The sequence below is a fragment of the Microcystis sp. Msp_OC_L_20101000_S702 genome, assembly GCF_007095705.1.
GTDB lineage: Bacteria > Cyanobacteriota > Cyanobacteriia > Cyanobacteriales > Microcystaceae > Microcystis > Microcystis ichthyoblabe_A.
On sequence record NZ_SFBO01000082.1, the window covers coordinates 49,017 to 68,786 of the forward strand.

Consider the following 19,770-nt stretch of genomic DNA (forward strand, 5'->3'; position numbering starts at 1 on the left):
TTTCTGGAAAAAATTCTCGATTCTCTCTCAAAGTGGTTCTTTTGTATGCTTGACAAAAAGCTTTTTCTTTGATAGCAAAACAGACTGACTGCTGAGGAGGTTATGGTGAGATTTTATTTGTTCTTAACTTTTCGATAATTTAAGACAAGAGTGGATTAAAAGTCAAATTTCCTCTGAGAACCTCTGAGAGAGTAAAATTTCTCTTTTCGCTATTTAGTGGCTTACCGCTAGAATAATAGGACAAAACGCTATATATAGCGTCTAGCCAGTAGAGGACAAGGATGAAATATTTAGAAGAATGGCGTGGTAGCGGGGTGGATGCGGAGTTAATCGCTCTCAATGTCACCAGTTTAGCGGGGCTATCTCCCAGTGAATACCTACTCTACTCCCAAGAATTACCGCGACGCAATGATGGCAGAGTTAGGGATAGTATTCTCAAGCGTTATGAACATACCAGTCAAGGCGGTTGGTGGTGTTCAGGAATTGACTTACTAACGGGCAATTATGACTCTTGGGGCTGTTTTAAGCCCGATTTTCCCCGTTTAAGCTTCGATAATGCTAAACCGATTAAGTACGAACATCCTCCCCAAACCCCCACGGGAGTCTTTGCTTTGCGGGTTCCCCTGAAAATTTGGCAAAAAGTAGCCCACCATATCAGTATTAATATTTTAACTGAAGAAGTGGATAATAAGCAAGAGGATCTCGGTTTTTGGTCCTGGGTAATCAAACATCCAGAGATACCTATTTGTCTTACGGAAGGAGCGAAAAAAGCGGGGGCATTACTAACAGCAGGTTATGTGACAATTGCTTTACCCGGGATTCACAATGGTTATCGTACTCCCAAGGACGAACTAGGTAGGAGAATCGGTAAATCTCATCTAATTCCGCAGCTAGAAAAATTAGCTAATTCCGGACGAAAGATTTATCTAGTTTTCGACCAAGAAACTAAACCGAAAACCCAGCAAGCGGTTAATTTAGCTTTACAGAGAATGGGTTATCTATTCACCCAGGCTAACTGTGAGGTAAAGGTGGTTACTTGGGATGCTGCTGACGGTAAAGGAGTGGATGATTTACTAATCAATCGAGGAGAAGATTACTTTAAACAAGTCTATCAAAAAGCTACCTCTTGGGAGATTTGGAAGGCAGCAAGTTTAAATAGTTTAACTCTCCCACCTCATCTAGAGTTAAATAGCCGTTACTTGCCAGATATTTCTGTTCCTACATCAGCGCAGTTAATAGCGATTAAATCGGCTAAAGGTACGGGAAAAACTGAGTTTTTAGCCAAGATAGTTAAACAAGCTATTGCCAATCAACAAAAAGTTTTAGTTATTGGTCATCGGGTGAAACTGGTAGAGGAGTTGTGTCAACGCTTTGGTTTAAACTATATCAGCAAAATTAGAGATAATCCTGCGGCACAAATTTACGGTTATGGTTTATGTATTGACTCTCTCCATCCCCAATCACAAGCTAAATTTAAAGCAGAAGATTGCCAAGGAGCTATCATTATTATCGATGAGATCGAACAGGTTCTATGGCATGGGTTAAATGGGGATACTTGTAAAACTAATCGTGTGGCAATTTTAAAATCCCTAAAGTCCTTGCTGCAAACTGTGGTCAGCAGTGGGGGTAAAGTCCTAGTCGCTGATGCTGATTTAAGTGATATTTCCCTAGATTATTTAACTTCTTTAGCTGCAATTAAACTAGAAACTTTCTTGATTAGTAACGAGTGGAAACCTAGTTATCAAGAAGCTTGGCGAGTTTATAACTACTCCGATAATACTCCCCAACGGCTAGTTAATGATTTGGTCAAACATATTAAAGACGGAGGAAAACCCTTTGTTTGTCTATCAGCACAAAAATTAACCAGCAAATGGGGAACAATTACCCTAGAATCTTATCTAAAAAAGCAATTTCCTCATAAGAAAGTTCTGCGGATAGACTCAGAGTCATTGCAAGATTCTAGTCACGCTGCCTATCAAGCGATTGGCAATTTAAATCAGTTGTTACTTAACTATGATATAGTTCTAGCTAGTCCCGCGATCGAAACGGGAATTAGTATTGATATTCAGCAACACTTTTCCTCGGTTTGGTGTTTAGCACAGGGAATTCAGAATCCCACTTCTATCGCTCAATTTTTAGGAAGAATTAGAGAGAATATTCCTCGTTATATTTGGTCAGCAGTGTACGGATTTAATCAGGTGGGCAATGGATCCACTTCTATCCCCAAACTTCTCACCTCTGGACACCGATTAACCGAGGTTAATATTCGCTTACTACACCAATCAGATTTAGAATCTCTGGAGGATTTAGATACAACTTTTCAAGCGGAATCTCTCCTCTGTTGGGCAAAAATGGCCGTAAGAGTCAATGCTTATATGCTTAATTATCGTCAGTCAATTCTAGGGATTTTACAAGCAGAAGGTCATAGAATTAAAGAACGAAATCAGGAAGAAGAACTAGACATAACTAATCAGTTAACGGAAGCAATTGAAGAAATTATGGAACATAATTATCGTTCTGAATGTGATGCGATTGCCAGCGCAGCCGAGATAACGGAATCAGAGTGTCGTCTGCTAAAAAAACAGTTAGTTAAGTCAGTAAAAGAAAGGAGAATTATCAGGAAATATGACCTATACAAACGCTATGGAATCCCCGTCACACCACAATTAGTAATTAAAGATGATCAAGGATGGTATCAAGAACTACGCTTACATTACTTTTTGACAATTGGGCGACAATTTTTGTGTGATCGAGATGCTTTAATTGCGCGTAAACTGATAGAATCAGGTCACGGAAGTTTATTTATTCCCGATTTTAATAGTAGTCAATTAGGAGTGATTATCGGGACGTTAGAATTGTTGGGAATTCCCGTATTATTAGCTAATCCTGAAAGAGAATTAAATAATCATGATGCCGATTTACAAAAAATGGCGGGAATTGCCATTAAAAACCGTAACGAGATTAAAACTATCACCAAGATTAACCTCGCTAATACTTCCCGTCCTCTGACGATTATTCGTAATTTTTTAAACTTGTTAGGTTATGAATTAACCGACAAGGGCAGCCAGAGAATTGCTAAAAAATCTCTAAAAGTTTATCAGATTGTTGCACCTTATGACGGTAGAGAACAAGTGTTTCAACAATGGTTATTTAGAGACGAAAAATGTGCGGGAAGTTCCGAGTTTTGGTATGAATAAGGTTCTTAGGGACTTGTTATACAATTAACCAAGGCAGGATTCCGTTTTTGTAACGGGGATTTATACCCCGCTCCAAAAACTTTTCGACTTAAAAGACAAGGTTTTAGACCCAGTTTTTTCGATAATTAATTTAAAGAATCCTCTAGGTTATTTTTCGGTACATTCAAAACAGGATTTTGGTCAAAGAAACCCCAAGACATAATCTTAAAACCAGCCGGATGTACGGTCATAATCGGCCATTCTTCGGGACGAGGAATATGGGTAACACCGTAGGTGTACCAGACGACTAAATCCTCATTGTCGAGAGATTCATTATCAGCAGTATATTGCGGTAAACCTCGGCCTTTTTTGCCTTGATTGGGATAATCTCCCGCTGCATAAAGCTCGTTCGCTTTGTAACGAGTTGCCCAAAAATGATGGGTAGCAAATTCACCCCGTTGACGAGAATCCGCTTGGAAATTGGGATAATAAATTGAATTTGCCGATGGCATTAACATATAACTTGTCGGCATTCCTAGGGAGTTTTTCTGATTCTTATTCATTACCATCCAAGCGCGACTTTCAGCTAAATTCACATCACGAATTGCCTCCGATTCTTTCTGAAGCTGTCTTTGGGACATAGTGAAGGCATTACCAAAGGGATTCTTTTCTGGTGATAGAGTAGAAACCTTCATTTCAGTAACAGAATTTTTAACCCCATCCACATCGAAATCAAGACGAAAATTTAAGAAGTGCTGATGATTAATCGCTTCCACATTTGCCGCTACTAATGTTCCAAATTGATCGCCATGATTATGAGCATTAGTGAGATCAGGAGTCGCTTTAGCTAACATAATTCCCGTTAAATCGCTGCGCTGTTCTAAAGTACCATCTTCGTGAAAAATCCAGTTAATTCCATAGTCATAATTACCGATAGCAGCCACGGTATTAACCACTAATTGACGGGCGCGACGACCTTCAAAAGTTTCTGTGTTAAAATCATAATGTCGCCAGAGAATTCCCGCATCTTTTTCGTAAATACCGATGAGATTTTCCCCGAGATAAGGTTCCCCATTATCATCAGCAAACAAGGCATTTAACAAGACAGTATTTTCGGGAACATCATTACCTTTATCCAAGGGAGTAGATAGCCAACCAAAACGATATTCTCCCACATCAAAAGCACTACGAACCGCCCATTCTCGCGAGGTATCGGAGTAGGGAACTAGCATTTCTGAGAGTCCTGCACGATACAAAATTATTCTATCTTTACCCTTATCATTGTAGGTAACTAGATAAAGAACTAATCCCTCTCTTGGGTGCATGAGATAACGAAATTTCCAATTTTGCCAGCTAACTTCGTTACCCCTAATTTGAAAAGTTGTCCCCTGCAGTTGTTGAATTCTTAAAGGTTTTAGAGCTTTTTGAAGGGGTGAAAGGGTTTTTTCATCATAATCAAAATTAGCTTTTGAGAAAGGTACAATCCCAGTATCTCGCACTTCAAATACTTGGCGATTATTTAAATCTACCGTCACCGACAAACCTTCAATTGGTGCGCCATAATAATTACTGCGATCCTTGCCTTTATAGTAAGTAATTCCGCGAATTAATCGCTTTCCCGATGCTTGTTCTTTCTCGCTCATCATCCCAGTTGCCCAACCGTCAATGATGACGTTTTCAAAGTCAGCAATCCCGCGTTTTTTCATAGCTTCTTGCCAACGAAGATCGGCTTTGGCTAATTGATCGAGAATTTCGTATTCTTCATCTAACAATGGCGGTTGCCCCGTCGATACTTCTTGCCATGAGAGAATTTTACTCGCTTTGGTATCGACAATAGCCTCATAGGTTTTATTCAGTCTGGGTTCCAGAATTACTAAAAAAGCCTGACGAGAAATAGCATCTCCTTTTTTAAAGTTTAAAACAGTTTGCTTATCGGGTTCTTGTAAAGAAATATTAGGAAATCTGGCGAACTCTGTCAGGGATTTGTCTTTTTTCACCACAGTTACCGCCATTTTAATCTCATTTTCTGTGAGGGGGTCGAGAGGATGGCTAATCGCTGGGGATTGGGCGAAAGTTTTCCCCAAAATTAAGATCACTCCGCAGCTGATTACAAATAAAATCGTCAGTGGCCGCCACCATGAGTATTTTTTCAGCATAGAAATCTCTCGATAAGGCTAAAAGATGGTCAATCCTAGACATGATAATCTGGGATGTCATAATTAACCTTATATCTTTTCAAAAAATTAACATTGATGTGGGCTGTATTAGCGCAGCTTGATGCACATCAAATTGTTAATTTTGCCACAATACAATATTAGAAAAATCGGCGTTGCTGAATCAAGCTATGAATGCCAACCGTGCCATCCTATCTAAAAGTTAGTTTGCCAGAAGCTTCCTATCTCAAATCAGCAACGCCAACCCCTGCCAACCGAAACCGATAGCAACTCCTCAACCAGCGGCCAAAACAGCGATCAAAACGAGATTAAATCCAGTTAATAGAGTTTAGATTTGATAGGGATTACCCAAGCGATCCACAAAAACATTGTAATCTAAAGGTAAACGCCCCGGATTAAGCCGAGGTTCCGCCGCGTAACCGATGGGAACGACAACAGCGATCGCCAGATCGGGATGATCGGCAGCACCGATCACCGCTTTTACCTTGTCCTCGATCCAACCGTTGAGAAAACAACTAGATAAACCGAGACTTTCGGCAGCTAAAACCAGATGAGTAGCGGCGATCATGGCATCTTTAATCGCGTATTCCCGGGTTTTTTCGCCCAAATCCTTTTGAAATCCCGGGATTGCCTGTTTAAAATATTTTACCGTGCCTTCGCTCCAGGCACCTGTACTGAGAGCCTGTTCATAGATAGGAGTTAGCTCTCCTTCTCCTGCGGCAGCATCGGCAGCGAAAACAAAAGTAACTGGTGCTTGGATAATTTGCTTTTGTCCCCAAGCGGCCTCGGCTAAAGCGGCCTTTTGTGCCTCATCTTGTACTAAAATAATTCGCCAATCTTGGATGTTGAAACTACTAGGTGCGGCAACGGTTAATTCTACTAGGGTTTTCAGCAGTTCTGGGGCGATCGGATCGGTGGTAAAATTTTTAATAGAACGACGTTGATTAATCGCCGTGGGAACATCGAGAGGCAAGGTCATAAAGTCAATGGATCAAGTTAAATACTTCTAATTATTATAAGGTCAAGCTATCAGCCTCAGTCTTAGGTGTGAAAAAACAGAAATAGTAAAACATCAGGGTTAAATTGTGGCAGTCAGGAAAAGATCGACTATACTGTTAAACTTAAACAGGTCATAACCCAATGACCATCTAGCTATAATCATGTCACCGCCACAAAAATCATTTTATGCTTTCTGAGCCGGAACCGAGGGACACTCTCACCACTGCCACCGTCAATATGGGCGATCAAAGTGCCGATATTAAGCCAATTTTAGCCTTAAAAGAGTTGGTCGCCAGTTTATATCGTGAACAAAACAAAGTTCAAAATCTCTTAAGTTCCCTCGGTTTTGCCCTGCGGAGTTTCAATAATTTAAACCAATTCCTCGATCTTACCCCCTTGATGGCCGCACGAGTGGCAGACGCGGAGGGAGGGGCGTTGATTTTGAGTAAAAATAACGGTCAAGTGGCGCTTGATCAACTGTATTGCCAAGATAATCAAATTAATGGGGAACTACGCCGACAATTAGAGGCAATTATCCGACAATTAAACCAAGAAACGCCACTTGAGAATAAAAATAGTCGATCGCTTCTCGATAGTCTCGACCATCAAATCCGGCAAACTCTCGGACAGGGTACGCAGATTTATAGTACACCAGTTTTGGTAAAAAATAGTGAGCGGGGACGTTTATACGTTTTCAGTCGCGATCCCGATTATGGTTGGACACCCACCCGTCGTAAACTGTTGCAGCTAGTGGCCGATCAAACGGCGGTAGCTATAGCTAATAATGAATTAACGATCGAATTACGGGCCAAGGAACGTCAGGATCGAGAGTTAGAAATCGCTTCCGAAATCCAAAATCGTCTTTTACCCCGGCAATGTCCGAAAATTCAGGGGGTAGAATTGGCAGCCCACTGCAAAACGGCTAATCGCGTTGGTGGCGACTATTATGATTTTATCCCCTGCAACTACGATCAATTTAAACCAGCAACGGAGGCGGAAAGGGAAGCTAGTACCGCTCCTTGGAGTATAGTCATCGGTGATGTCATGGGAAAAGGTGTCCCAGCAGGATTATTGATGACCATGACCCGGGGAATGTTGCGAGCGGAAGTGTTAAATCGTCACTCCCCGGCCCAGATTTTGCGTCATCTCAATCGGGTTATGTATGCCGATCTCGATAATTCTCATCGTTTCGTGACATTATTTTATTCCGAGTATGATCCCCTGACGCAGCGTCTTGGCTACAGTAATGCTGCCCATTATCCCACCCTCTGGTGGCGGGCTAAAACGGCAGAGTTAGAGTCTCTTGACACGGAAGGGACATTAGTTGGTTTAGAGGCCGATTCTATCTATGATGATGCCCAAGTGCAATTAGAAGCGGGAGATACGCTGATCTATTATACCGATGGCTTTACCGATGCAGTCAACTCGAAAGGGGAAAGATTTGATCAGAAAAATTGGCTATCGGCAGTTAAAGAAGCCTGTCAACAGTACAACGATCCTGAACAGATTCTAAAATATTTATTTGGAAAAGTGGACGCTTTTACTGGGTTAGGAAATGACAGTAGTGACGATATGACTTTAGTAGTTATGCGAGTGAAATCGGAGGAATAAATCATCGGTTTCTAGCTAAGTAAATTAGCCTAATTCGGCTCTTGCCATGGAGCAAATAAAGGCAATAAAGCTAACCCGGGTAAAGCGGCAATTACTGTGATTAAAAAGAACCACTGCCAACCGATCGCCGCTGCTAGAACTCCGGCGGGAGCGACTAAAATATCGCGACTAAAAGCCATTAAACTCGATAAGAGGGCGTACTGAGTAGCAGTAAAACGAGCATTACAAAGACTCATTAAAAAAGCCACAAAAGCGGCAGTACCTAGACCGCTGCAGAAGTTTTCAATATTAATAGCTAAGACCATAAAAGGATAATTTTGCCCTAAATTTGCTAAAATAAAATAGGCTAAATTACTAATAGCTTGCAAGCCGCCAAAAATCCAGAGCGATCGATTAATTCCCCAACGACTTAACAGGGAACCACCTAATAAAACTCCCACCATAGTTGCTATCATGCCCATACCGCCTTGGATCGCCCCGATAGCGGTTTGACTGAAACCAGTTTTTAAAAGAAAAGGAGTCACCATATTATTAACTAAAGCATCCCCTAAACGATAGAGAACAATAAAGGCGAGAATGCCGATTCCTTGACCTAATTGATAGCGTTGAAAAAACTCTTGGAAAGGCAACCAAACCGCCTCTAAAAGAGTTTGGGGAGTATCATCTCTAGGGGGAGTAGCTGGGGCGAAAAAAGACCAAATAATCGTTAAAGCCATCAATCCAGCTAGGAAAAGATAGACAAGGGGCCAGGGAAAGTGATCGGCTAAAATTAAAGCGATCGAACCAGTTAAAATTAAAGCCAAACGATAACCTAAAACCCCGATCGCCACCCCAGCACCCATCTCCCATTTTTCTAAAATATCTGTGCGATAGGCATCGTAGGCAATATCTTGAGTGGCACTAAAAAAAGCAATCAGTAAAGCATTAATTGCCAATAATTCCAAAGATTGTTTTGGTTGTTGAAAAGCCATGAAACCAATCGCTAAAGTTAGACAAATTTGAGCGATTAAAATCCAACCGCGACGACGACCAAGCAGCGGGGGAAGATAGCGATCGAGTAAGGGAGACCAAAGAAATTTAAGAGAGTAGGGGAGAGCGACTAAACTAAATAAACCGATCGATTTCAGATCAACTCCTTCGGTGGTCATCCAAGCTTGCAGGGTGCGACTGGTGAGCAATAAGGGTAATCCAGAAGCAAAACCTAAGAATAACAAAGCCGCCATTTTTTGACTGCGGAACACTTGCAAATAAGCGGAAATTTCTTTGATCATAGAGGGGGTAGGAGGATAGATTAGATTAAAGAATATAGTTAATTGACCCAAAAAGAAAGAAATTAGTTCTGACCGGCATCATTCCATCTTAACCATGGCCCGGCGATCAAAAAAAATTCCCGAAAAATAGCGGTCTTTCCCCCAGCCGAGGCTATAGGCAGTAGAATAGATGAGATTTTGATTCAGTAGTCTTGAAAAATAGCGGTCTTCTCCCTAAGATAGATGCTTGATTCCCCCAACTAAATCCCACCCCTATTTACCCTTCCTAGATAAGGACCGCCATCCCCATCTTCCCTCCCGACTCCTGTGATTAAAGTGGACTCCTGTTTTATCTCATACCTATTGTCTCATCCCTCCGACTCGGAAGCGATCGGTGACACTGCCGCCATTACCGTCGAGGTGCGTTTGGCCCAAGGCCAAGATCTCAAAAGTTTGGCGGAGATTCTCACCGATAGTTTTTTCCCCACGGCCAATTATTGGTCTTTTCTGCGTCCCGTCTTTAAATTAGGCATTTACGAGGACTTACGGGGACGATTGCGCGCCGATACCCCTTACTACCACTGTCTGGTAGTCAGTCAAACCAGCGTCACTGCCACGGGTCCTGAGGAAATTATTGTCGCTACGGCGGAAATTGCCTTAAAATCCAGTGCTTTTTTAGCTGTTCCCATTCCTTATATCTCTAATTTAGCCGTTAGTCCCGATCACCGGCGTGCCGGTCTGGCCCGGAGATTGCTGCTCAAGTGTGAACAGATCGCTAGAGAATGGGGTTTTGAGGAACTTTCCCTCCATGTTCTCGATAATAATCTAGCAGCCCAGTCACTCTACTTAAGTAGCGGTTATCGTCTGCAAAAAACCGACGGTTGGTTGAGCAATTGGTTATTTAATCGACCACAAAAGTTATTTCTGCACAAAAAAATCAGCCATTGAGGAGATAGGATTCAGGAGTCAGGAGACAGTAATCAGGAGTCAGGATTCAGGAGACAGTAATCAGGAGTCAGTAATCAGGAGACAGGAGTCAGGAGTCAGGATTCAGGAGTCAGGAGACAGTAATCAGGAGTCAGGATTCAGGAGACAGTAATCAGGAGACAGTAATCAGGAGACAGGAGATTATTTTTATTTATTCTCCCCATTTCCCCACACCCCACACCCTACACCCCACACCCTACACCCCACACCCCACATCCCACACCCCACTTCCCCACACCCCACTTCCCCACCAGCAAACCCTAGATATTTCGACAAAATTGCCATGCAGAACAACGATAAGGAAAAATTCTGCTATATTATCTGCTAACTCTCTAGAAAACCCAATCAGTTTAATAATCTTTTCCGGGTATCTGAGAAAAAAAATAGTTCATCCCTTTAAAATATGGTTTTAGGGAGATATTTAGTGATTGTGTGAGGCAATTTGTGGTTAACAAGACAAAATCAAGGGCTAAAAGTAGAAAATCAGGGAAATTAGCAGCTAAAACTGTTAAAAAGCGGCGATTGTCCAGTAAATGGTTCCTGACAGCCCTAGGCTTAACTGGCTGCGCCCTAGTTTCCGCTACGGCCGGTGCTATGTTGGCTGTGTCTCTCTCCTCCACACCTTTGCGACAAGCTGCTCTTAGTCCTCAAGAAGCCGCCGCTTTTAACAATCAGCAGGCCATATCCTATGAAAATCTGCAACTTCCCGCCCTCAACCGCCCCGTTAATATTCTGGTAGTCGGCGCGAAAGTGTTGACATCCGATGTCAAGGAGGCACAAACCCCAGATTTGGGTTATCATGCCCCGGTTAATTCCTTGGAGGGTTTAACCGATACCATGCTGTTACTGCGTTTTGACCCCCAAAGACAGAAGTTAACCATGCTTTCCATCCCCCGGGATACCCGCACCGATATCGAGGGTTACGGGGAGAAAAAAATCAATGAAGCTAACGCCCTCGGTGGACCTGCTTTAACGGCGGAAACGGTTAGTCATCTTTTAGAGGGAGTCGCTATCGATCGCTATGTTCGCATTAATGTGCAGGGTGTGGAAAAATTAATTGATGCTTTGGGGGGGGTGACGGTATATGTTCCCAAAGACATGAAGTACCAAGATTTTAGTCAACACCTCTACATTGACCTGAAAAAAGGGGAACAACACCTCAACGGCGAGAAATTCCTCCAGTTTGCCCGTTTTCGTTACGATGCTAAAGGCGATATCGGTCGTATCCAACGACAACAGCAATTAATGCGGTCTTTAGTGGAACAAACCCTAAAACCAGCAACTTTATTGAAAATTCCTGATATTATCGAGGTTATCCGCAATAGTATCGATACTAATCTCAGTTTAGAGGAGTTACTCGCCCTAGCCGGTTTTGCCTCCAAAACTGAGCGAGCTGATGTGCAAATGCTACTCCTACCAGGAGACTTTAATGGTGATGGGCGGCAAGGGATCAGTTATTGGTTGCCCAATCAAAGTAAAATTCAAGAGCTAGTGGCTCAACATTTCAACCACGGCTTTTTTATGGCTGACACTGAAGAAACTACGCAACCGACTCGCATCGCTGTGGAAGATAGCACCGATAATCCAGAAGCGGTGCAAACTCTAGTCAGATATCTGCGCTCATTGGGTTATGAAAATGTTTTTGTCTCTAAGTCTTCATCGCCAATTCTAGAAACTACCAAAATTATTGCTCAAAAAGGGGATAATTCCCTCGCTGCTGCCCTGCATAATAGCCTTGGTGTCGGGGAAGTTTTGGTGGAAAGTACAGGGAATCTCGCTTCTGATGTGACAATTAAAATTGGTCAAGATTGGCAAGAAAAATCAGCTAATCTTTCTGAGCTATCCCCTGGCAACTAAGAGAAAAATCAAGTTTATCTGAGTTAGTAGTTGCCCATTGACAAAAAACTCATCCATTATCAGTTATCATTTATTAGTGATTCTGTTTACTAATTACTGATTAGTGATTACTCTCCCATGATTCCTTTTTTTGAGAAACTAAAAACTCCTTTAACTAAGCAAAAAATCTCGGTTCTGCAAATTAATTTAGGGAAAAGATGTAACCTTGCTTGTAGCCATTGTCATGTGGAAGCTAGTCCAGTTCGCACCGAAGAAATGACTCCAGAAGTATGCGAACAAATTATCGAACTGATCGCAAGATTTCCCCAAATTAAAACCGTCGATCTGACCGGCGGCGCTCCCGAAATGCTCTACGGTTTTAAACCAATTGTGGAAACCTCTAGAAAAGCGGGAAAAGAGGTAATTGTGCGCTCGAATTTAACTATTTATTTTGAGAAAGGATTTACTGATATTCCTGAATATTGCGCTGGTCATCAGCTGCGGGTGGTGGCTTCTTTACCCTGTTATCTTGCCGATAATGTGGATAAAATGCGCGGTCTGGGAGTCTATGATCGATCGATCAATGCTTTACAATGGTTGAACCGTCTTGGTTACGCTCAAGAGCCGAATTTGATTGTGGATTTAGTCTATAATCCCCAGATTCCTAAGTCAGAGAATTTTTCTCTCACACCGGATCAGGTATCCCTAACACGGGATTACAAAAAGTTCTTGCAAGAACATTTTAATATTTCTTTTAACAATCTGTTGACTATCACTAACTTACCCGTCGGAAGAACCCGTTTCCATCTGGAACACCGGCAACTCTATCAACCCTATCTTCAATTCCTTGAAAGTCATTTTAATGGGGATACTATCGAGCGTTTGATGTGTCGTCATCAGCTTTCCATTGATTATTTGGGGAATATCTATGACTGCGATTTTAATCAGATGGAGGCTCTGGCTGCTTGCACCAGTCAAGGCAAAAAATTAACCCTGCCGGATTTATTACAAGCGGATAGTTTAGATGTAATTGCAGAGGTACAAACCGCTTCCTATTGCTACGGTTGCACTGCCGGCAGCGGTTCCAGTTGTGGGGGAGCTTTGATTTCAGTCTGAACAAGTGTACTGGAAATAGTCAAAAGTTGGACTATTGATTAGGGACCGGAAAAAACCGCCGATTCGATATCTTGACGACTAAGGGAGTATTTAAAAGCGCGATTGATGTCACTGCCATCATTGGCTGCCCGAAAGTAACGAACGGTGATTTCTTCGATATCGAGGCAGATTTCCGCTTTCCATGTCAGTTTTTCCACAGTCCAACAGTGGACATTCTCGGTATTTTTCCGACAACCTAACTTAACTAGCCATGCTTCGATCGCCGGTAAGGGATGATTATAGAGGGGAGTATCAGCAGTGGGAATCTTCATCGCATCTAAATCAAAAATAATTGGGCTACAGTGACAGCATTCTCTCCTCGAAGCATAGCAATAATCACCGCCAGTAACAAGCAGCCGAGCAGGGTGAGTGCCAAGATAAACAAAGCAAAAATCTCTCCCGAAGATAGGGGGCGATCGGTAGGATCGAGATAGGCGCTACGATTAGCTATGGGTTCATCGCTATCGGGGATAGTTTGGATGACATTCCAGCGCGAGTAACCTATCTGTAAATCATACAGGGAACGGCGATCGGGATTACTCAGGGTGGCATAAGCTTCGTTAAGACGCTGGAATTTAACCGTTGCCACTTCGGGGCTGAGTTCGGTAGTATCGGGGTGGTATCGTTTGCTCAGTTCCCGATAGGCTCGTCGCACTTCGATCACCGAGGCACTCGGATGTAGTCCTAGAATGGCATAATAAGTATTGGCAAAGCGCGAGTTAGCGGCAATGACTCGCGAAGTGGTTTGGGAATTATCGCGCTCGAAGGTCACAAGATTTTTTACCGAAAAATTGGGTTTAAAGCCTCGCCCTTTTAGGGCGACTTTATCTGATGTATGATATTAAGAATAGCGGGCCGGGTAAGCAACCGCTTAAAAAACCCAGTCATCGCAGGATGAACGCACCTTGAAAACTAGAGTTATGGGGTTCTATAGGGGAATGCTCCTATAGGTAAAAGCTCTAAGCGTCAAGTACCAGAGAAACCAATTATTTTAGAGGTTTTGAACTGTATCGTAGGGCATACGAAAACAGACTTCTGTAAGGGAGCGAAAGTCTGGGGAGAGAACCACCTCTGGGTGGGATTTCGCCAGGAATCTAATTCAAGTGGACTCGTTGAGCCAGAAATTCTCAGCAGTGATGCTAGAAGAATCCACGTCCGTTTACGGCGTGGGGTATGTCAAACTAAAAATTGTCTTAATATTCTAACCCTGTTGATCATGAAATCTCGTTATCGGCTGCGTCTTCAGATCTGTCTTGTCTTTCTTATTGTTGCTCTGACGAGTTTGTCTCCTTGGCCAACCTCTAGCGCCTACGCGGGGATCGATGACGATCGCCTCGATGGTAATATTTTTGTGGTCTATGCGGGTAATGGTTCCCTCGTACCACCGCGTTTAAATTTAGCGGAAACTTTTCAACGGAAAATTCCGGCTATTATTGTCTATTATCTGGATGATAGTAGTGATTGTAAGCGATTTGCGGCGATTGTCTCCCGTTTTCAAGAGTTTTACGGTCGCGCCGCCAGTATTATCCCCGTTACTGTCGATTCTATCCCCTTAAAGTCTTCCTATCGTCCCGATGAACCGGGTTACTATTATCGCGGTGGGGTTCCCCAAACGGTGGTTTTAGACCAACAGGGTAAAGTGGTTTATGATGGTTTGGGCAATGTTAAATATGAAGATGTGGATGATGTCTTAAGAAAGGTTTTTGAGCTTCTGCCTCGATCAGAATCGGTAGAGTTAAAAAGACGCTCTTTTAACGAGTTTAACGCTGAATTGCGCTAGTTACCTCTTTTTTATCCTCAATTGAACCAAAAATAATCATTTAGAGATGCTGTCAGCAGCGTCTCTATCTTGTTTTTAGGAACAATAAAATTATTTACTTATTGCTTTTATTATCATTTAAGATTTATTTTAATCAATAAATGCTAGGCAATTCAGATTTTATCTGGAGTAACATTTGAAAAATATTTGCAACAGTGCCAGACTAGAAAAAGTTTGCTAACCTAATTATACTGAGAACAATAATCATTCTTATAGGTGTGAGAGACAGCAATGAAAATCAAGCAAAATTTCCTAACAGCAGCGATATTACTGGGTTTTTCTAGTCCGGTACTGGCTAATAGTCTCGAAAACCTCTCTAGTAACCCCATGGCACAGGTAACAAGTGTCAATCAATTGCGGGATGTTTCTCCCACCGCCTGGGCGTTTGAGGCCTTAAGAAGTCTAGTGGAGAGGTATGGTTGTATAGTAGGTTATCCTGACCGCACTTTTCGCGGTGAACGCGCTTTAACTCGTTGGGAATTTGCCGCCGGGTTGAATGCCTGCTTAAATACCCTAGAAAAATTGATTCAAGAAGGAGTAGCGGTATTAAAAGAAGATCTAGACAAAATCAAGCGATTAGTCAAGGAATTCGAGACAGAATTAGCGGCATTGGGTGCTAGGGTTGATAACTTAGAAAATCGAGTCGCTTTTCTGGAAAATAATCAATTTTCCACCACTACTAAATTAACCGGGGAAGTGGTGATGGCATTATATGGGGTAGCCACAGGAGAAAAAAACGGTGGTGAAGGGATTCCCCAAGTGCCAGCTTTTGGTTATCGGGCCCGTTTAGAATTAAATACTAGCTTCACAGGTAAAGATTTACTCTATACCCGTCTAGCAACGGGAAATATTGCCGATTTAGCCGATACCACGGGAACTTTTGAAAGCACCTTAGCCTTTACCCAACCGGACGGCAATGATTTATTGCTAGAAGTTTTAAACTACAGTTTCCCCCTAACGGAAAATATCCAACTCTGGTTAGAAGCGACGGGAGGTGCTAAAGATGACTTTACCAATACCCTCAACTTTTTGGATGGAGATGGTGCTAGTGGGGCGCTTTCCGCTTTTGGTACCCGCAATCCCCTTTATTTTGCCCCCGGACAAACTGGACTCGGTTTACAGGGTAATTATGGGGCTTTGCAATTCAGCGCCGGTTATCTTGCTGGGGATGCTAACGATCCTAACCCAGGAGCGGGTTTATTTAACGGTTCCTATACTGCCCTAGGGCAGCTGGGTTATGTTCCAAACGATAATTTTGGTATTGCTTTATCCTACCTTCATGGTTATAACCAATTAGACACGGGGACGGGAAGTCAGCGCTCGAATTTCCGATTTTTCACCGAAGAACTATTCGGGGAGGCTGTCCCGACAATTAATAATAGTTTGGGTTTACAATTTACTTGGCGAATTGTCGATGGTTTTGTCCTCGGTGGTTGGGGTGGCTATACAAAAGCTATCACCCTTAGCACCTTAGATGGACAACTAGAACGCGGGGATTTAGATATCTGGAATTGGGCGGTAACTTTGGCTTTTCCTGATTTATTTAAGGAAGGAAATACGGCTGGTATTATTGTTGGTATGCAGCCCTGGGTATCTAGTTCTAGTATTAGATTAAATGATGGTAGTGCCACTAATGATCCCGATACTTCCTTTCATATCGAAGGATTTTATGAGTGGAAACTCACCGATAATATTGCCCTTACTCCGGGGGTAATCGTGATTACTTCCCCTAACTCAAATAACAACAATTCCACCTTAGTTATCGGCACTATCCGCACAACTTTTACTTTCTGATTTCTCTAGGCAGCCAGTCAGAAATAAAGATAAAGTATGACGGGATTTGACATCATTTCTCGACGGCTGGCTGCTGTTCCGACGTTTCCCACTCTAAACTAACTGAATTAAGGGGGCATTTATGGTATTTTTAGAGACAATTTACCCTACTTTTTTGGTTTCTTTTTCGGTGGATTTAGAGGGTTTTAGTTTACGCTTCAGGGTTGAAGTTGTGGCGAAGAGGTCGAGGACGATTTGAGGAACACTGTTAAATGTGATTAAATAGGGTACAATGAAATTTGAAGATACACCTAGTTAAGCCATGAAACAAGTTCTCAAAAATATTAAGGTATCGGAGATTCCTGCACTAATCGCTCAGTTAGGTCTTTCTCCTGAACAAGAAGTTAATCTGACGATTGAGGAAAATTCAGAAAGTCTTATCTCAATTATGGATAAAGTCGGCAAAAAGGCTCAAGCTAAAGGTTTGACAGAAGATAAACTAACAGAACTATTAGTAGATGAATCCTAATCGAGTTGTTATAAATACAAATGTTTTTATTAGTGCTTTACTCAATCCCCTAGGAACACCCAAAAAAGTAATCAATATAACAGTTAGTCAATTTACTATTCTCCAGAGCGAGGCAACTTATCAAGAATTGGCAACGAGAATAAGTAAAAAGAAATTTGACAAATATTTAGAAAAAGATGATAGGTTAGATTTCTTGTCGTCTCTTAGAAATAGGAGCTTATTTGTTGATATATCGCATGAAACGAGAGTTTGTTCCGATTTAGATGATAATAAATTCCTAGAATTAGCTGTATCTGGAATGGCACAATACATCATAACAGGCGATAATGCTCTTTTAATTCTCAATACTTATCAAGGGATTCCAATTATTACTCCAGCAGAGTTTTTAGTGATTTTCTGGTGTCCTTGAGAATTTTTTGAGGGAGGAATTCAAAAAAATAAACCCATCAACTGACTGAATGAAGAGGAATTTATGGTATTTTTAGAGGCAATTTAGCCGACTTTTGTGGTTGCTTTTTCGGTGGATTGGGACGGTTTTAGTTGGCAACTGATAATAAAGCCTCTTTTATTAGCTTTGGTAACTCAATAGCATAAAACCGATTCTTAATGTGTAAAATGTGTAAGAGGAAGAGACGCAAAAAATAAACCCCCTCAACTGACTAAATGAAGGGGGTTATGATATTATTCCAATAGGAAGGGATAGATAGGGTTATAGCCATGAGTATTGATATCTCCGATGAAATTCTCAGTGCAACACGCATGACTGAAGCTGAGATGAGGCAGGAAATTGCGGTCATGCTCTTTCAAAAAGAGAAGCTCACCCTTGCTCAAGCGAGTCGATTTGCAGGAATGAATCGTATTGCTTTTCAACACCTACTTGCAAGTCGTCAAATTCCAGTACACTACGATGTCGAAGATTTTGAACAGGATATTAAGAACTTGCGGGAGATGGGAAGATTGTGATTGTTGTCAGTGATACATCCCCTATCAACAATCTTGCCGCCATTAATCAACTTCATCTGCTACAACAACTTTACGAAATAGTTTTTATTCCTGAAGCAGTTTATCGAGAATTAACTGAGCCTAATTTTCCAGTAGCAGGTTCAATAGAAGTCCAAACCTTAGATTGGATTCAAACTCGAACGGTAACTAACCACACAGTGATTAAAGCTCTTGCTGATGAACTAGATAAGGGAGAAGCTGAGGCTATTGCTTTAGCACTTGAGTTGGGAGCAGATCAAGTTTTGATTGATGAGCGTCGTGGTCGTAGGATTGCTGCTAGACTTAATCTTCGATACACAGGAATTCTGGGCATTTTGGTTGAGGCGAAGAATCGAGGGTTAATCTCTGAGGTGAAACCCCTACTAGACGCTTTGATCAATCAAGCAGGATTTTGGGTTGCTGCGCCTTTATACAGCAGTGTTTTACAGATGGTTGATGAAGGAAAAAACAAACCCCCTCAAGATTGAATGAAGGGGTATTTATAGTATTTTAGAGGTAATTTAGCCTACTTTTGTGGTTTCTTTTTCAGTGGATTGAGAGGGTTTTAGTTGGCAACTGATAATAAAGCCTCTTCTATTGGCTTTGGTAACTCAATAGCATGAAACCGATTCACAGAAAAAGCGTAATCTTCACCACTTTCATCAATAACCCGAATTAGACTGTTTATTTCTGCTGTCTCATCAGGGATAACGCGGTATATTTTGCCCACCTCTAGTGAAGCTTCGTAGCCTTCATTATTGAGACAAACTGCGAACTTATTTGTTGGAGATGACTCTATTTTCATGGTCAATCTAGAAACGGTAACTTGAGCTTAAATTCTTTTTTGCCGATGCCATGAGCTTCATACCAATGGACTTCAGCTAACCTTACTATACCATTGGCAAGCTGAACTTGGGCTATGCCCTTTAATTTTCTCCATTTACCTTTGCCATACTGTTTTTGCAACCGTTCCCGATTACGAATTCCTGTTCCTGTGGCAATAATCTCGATATTCGTGATACCGCTGATAATCTCAAAGTCCACGATCAAGCAAGCAATCTTAAAGAGTGGCCCTCTATTATAGCATCTATTGCCAAAAAAGAGATATAAAAAAACAAAACCCCCTCAAGATTGAATCAAGGGGCATTTATGGTATTTTTAGAAGCCATTTAGCCGACTTTTGTGGTTTCTTTTTCGGTAGATTGGGAGGGTTTTAGTTTGCGCTTCAGGGTTGAAGCTGCGCTAGAGCCGAAGGTGATGATACTCAAACTGTTATTTTTTGTACTGTAGATTTTTTGGTTATTTCCTTAGGATGTCTGAACAATTGACCTTCATTTTGGTAGAAAACTTCATAATCTGGTGCCAGTTCAAGACGTAACTGTTTCCATAAACTAATTCCTTCTTGTTTAAAATCCATTTCAGCTTGCTGATTAGGAAAATCTGATAAAGGTGGATAGTCTTGATTTAAAGTCTTATCGTA

Annotated in this window: 19 protein-coding genes and 1 pseudogene; 11 read left to right on the forward strand and 9 right to left on the reverse strand. The window is 41.8% G+C overall.

Annotated elements, in window-relative coordinates:
- Nucleotides 1-281 precede the first annotated feature (281 nt).
- On the forward strand, nt 282-3,197 hold the full coding sequence (locus tag EWV60_RS08820) for a plasmid replication protein, CyRepA1 family (protein ID WP_287231912.1): 2,916 nt from the start codon (nt 282-284) through the stop codon (nt 3,195-3,197).
- Nucleotides 3,198-3,322: 125 nt separating this feature from the next.
- On the opposite strand, the gene EWV60_RS08825 is transcribed toward EWV60_RS08820, so the two are convergent.
- Both EWV60_RS08825 and EWV60_RS08830 read right to left on the reverse strand, forming a co-directional pair.
- A complete protein-coding gene (locus EWV60_RS08825) occupies nt 3,323-5,332 on the reverse strand; it encodes a primary-amine oxidase (RefSeq protein WP_287231913.1) in 2,010 nt (669 codons plus the stop codon).
- A 346-nt stretch (nt 5,333-5,678) separates the two neighbouring features.
- Complete coding sequence (locus EWV60_RS08830; protein ID WP_002751866.1) at nt 5,679-6,329, reverse strand: nitroreductase family protein; 651 nt, start codon at nt 6,327-6,329, stop codon at nt 5,679-5,681.
- Nucleotides 6,330-6,535: 206 nt separating this feature from the next.
- Here EWV60_RS08830 and EWV60_RS08835 point away from each other — a divergent pair, with 206 nt between their 5' ends.
- Complete coding sequence (locus tag EWV60_RS08835; RefSeq protein ID WP_069474895.1) at nt 6,536-7,960, forward strand: PP2C family protein-serine/threonine phosphatase; 1,425 nt, start codon at nt 6,536-6,538, stop codon at nt 7,958-7,960.
- A 29-nt stretch (nt 7,961-7,989) separates the two neighbouring features.
- On the opposite strand, the gene EWV60_RS08840 is transcribed toward EWV60_RS08835, so the two are convergent.
- Nucleotides 7,990-9,231: an AmpG family muropeptide MFS transporter gene (locus EWV60_RS08840; RefSeq protein WP_287231915.1), complete on the reverse strand. Its 1,242-nt coding sequence runs from the start codon at nt 9,229-9,231 to the stop codon at nt 7,990-7,992.
- Nucleotides 9,232-9,537: 306 nt separating this feature from the next.
- Here EWV60_RS08840 and EWV60_RS08845 point away from each other — a divergent pair, with 306 nt between their 5' ends.
- The 3 genes from EWV60_RS08845 to arsS all read left to right on the forward strand — a co-directional run bounded on the left by EWV60_RS08845 (nt 9,538) and on the right by arsS (nt 13,149).
- Nucleotides 9,538-10,158, forward strand: a complete 621-nt coding sequence (locus tag EWV60_RS08845; protein ID WP_016515820.1) for a GNAT family N-acetyltransferase — start codon at nt 9,538-9,540, stop codon at nt 10,156-10,158.
- A gap of 483 nt (nt 10,159-10,641) precedes the next feature.
- Nucleotides 10,642-12,054, forward strand: coding sequence for an LCP family protein (locus tag EWV60_RS08850; RefSeq protein WP_002737974.1), 1,413 nt, complete (start codon nt 10,642-10,644; stop codon nt 12,052-12,054).
- Nucleotides 12,055-12,171: 117 nt separating this feature from the next.
- A complete protein-coding gene (arsS, locus tag EWV60_RS08855) occupies nt 12,172-13,149 on the forward strand; it encodes an arsenosugar biosynthesis radical SAM (seleno)protein ArsS (protein ID WP_287231919.1) in 978 nt (325 codons plus the stop codon).
- 38 nt (nt 13,150-13,187) lie between these two features.
- On the opposite strand, the gene EWV60_RS08860 is transcribed toward arsS, so the two are convergent.
- A complete protein-coding gene (locus tag EWV60_RS08860; RefSeq protein ID WP_002737741.1) occupies nt 13,188-13,460 on the reverse strand; it encodes a DUF3143 domain-containing protein in 273 nt (90 codons plus the stop codon).
- Between the two features lie 5 nt (nt 13,461-13,465).
- Nucleotides 13,466-13,960, reverse strand: coding sequence for a J domain-containing protein (locus EWV60_RS08865; protein WP_002763788.1), 495 nt, complete (start codon nt 13,958-13,960; stop codon nt 13,466-13,468).
- Between the two features lie 444 nt (nt 13,961-14,404).
- Here EWV60_RS08865 and EWV60_RS08870 point away from each other — a divergent pair, with 444 nt between their 5' ends.
- The 6 genes from EWV60_RS08870 to EWV60_RS08895 all read left to right on the forward strand — a co-directional run bounded on the left by EWV60_RS08870 (nt 14,405) and on the right by EWV60_RS08895 (nt 18,778).
- Nucleotides 14,405-14,968, forward strand: a complete 564-nt coding sequence (locus tag EWV60_RS08870; RefSeq protein ID WP_287231921.1) for a thylakoid membrane photosystem I accumulation factor — start codon at nt 14,405-14,407, stop codon at nt 14,966-14,968.
- Nucleotides 14,969-15,238: 270 nt separating this feature from the next.
- Complete coding sequence (locus tag EWV60_RS08875) at nt 15,239-16,801, forward strand: iron uptake porin (protein ID WP_287231922.1); 1,563 nt, start codon at nt 15,239-15,241, stop codon at nt 16,799-16,801.
- A 301-nt stretch (nt 16,802-17,102) separates the two neighbouring features.
- The gene (locus EWV60_RS08880) at nt 17,103-17,309 is read left to right on the forward strand and encodes a hypothetical protein (RefSeq protein WP_193979803.1); all 207 of its coding nucleotides are present in this window, start codon (nt 17,103-17,105) and stop codon (nt 17,307-17,309) included.
- The gene (locus EWV60_RS08885; protein WP_193979801.1) at nt 17,299-17,718 is read left to right on the forward strand and encodes a putative toxin-antitoxin system toxin component, PIN family; all 420 of its coding nucleotides are present in this window, start codon (nt 17,299-17,301) and stop codon (nt 17,716-17,718) included. The genes EWV60_RS08880 and EWV60_RS08885 overlap by 11 nt, the downstream gene beginning before the upstream one ends.
- Nucleotides 17,719-18,026: 308 nt before the next feature.
- Entirely contained in the window at nt 18,027-18,272 is a 246-nt protein-coding gene (locus EWV60_RS08890; RefSeq protein ID WP_002748168.1) for a UPF0175 family protein, read from the forward strand.
- A complete protein-coding gene (locus tag EWV60_RS08895; RefSeq protein ID WP_193979799.1) occupies nt 18,269-18,778 on the forward strand; it encodes a PIN domain-containing protein in 510 nt (169 codons plus the stop codon). Before EWV60_RS08890 ends, EWV60_RS08895 begins: the two co-directional genes overlap by 4 nt.
- A gap of 77 nt (nt 18,779-18,855) precedes the next feature.
- On the opposite strand, the gene EWV60_RS08900 is transcribed toward EWV60_RS08895, so the two are convergent.
- From EWV60_RS08900 to EWV60_RS08915, 4 genes and pseudogenes are all read right to left on the reverse strand, one after another.
- Nucleotides 18,856-19,095 (reverse strand): hypothetical protein, encoded by a 240-nt coding sequence (locus EWV60_RS08900; protein WP_002751846.1) that lies wholly within the window; start codon nt 19,093-19,095, stop codon nt 18,856-18,858.
- A gap of 2 nt (nt 19,096-19,097) precedes the next feature.
- The gene (locus EWV60_RS08905) at nt 19,098-19,334 is read right to left on the reverse strand and encodes a hypothetical protein (RefSeq protein ID WP_002777819.1); all 237 of its coding nucleotides are present in this window, start codon (nt 19,332-19,334) and stop codon (nt 19,098-19,100) included.
- A 125-nt stretch (nt 19,335-19,459) separates the two neighbouring features.
- A pseudogene (locus EWV60_RS08910) lies at nt 19,460-19,534 on the reverse strand (PEP-CTERM sorting domain-containing protein); the annotation flags it as partial.
- 20 nt (nt 19,535-19,554) lie between these two features.
- Nucleotides 19,555-19,770: immunity protein CdiI family protein (locus EWV60_RS08915; RefSeq protein WP_502705819.1), on the reverse strand; the 216-nt coding region annotated here is incomplete at its 5' end.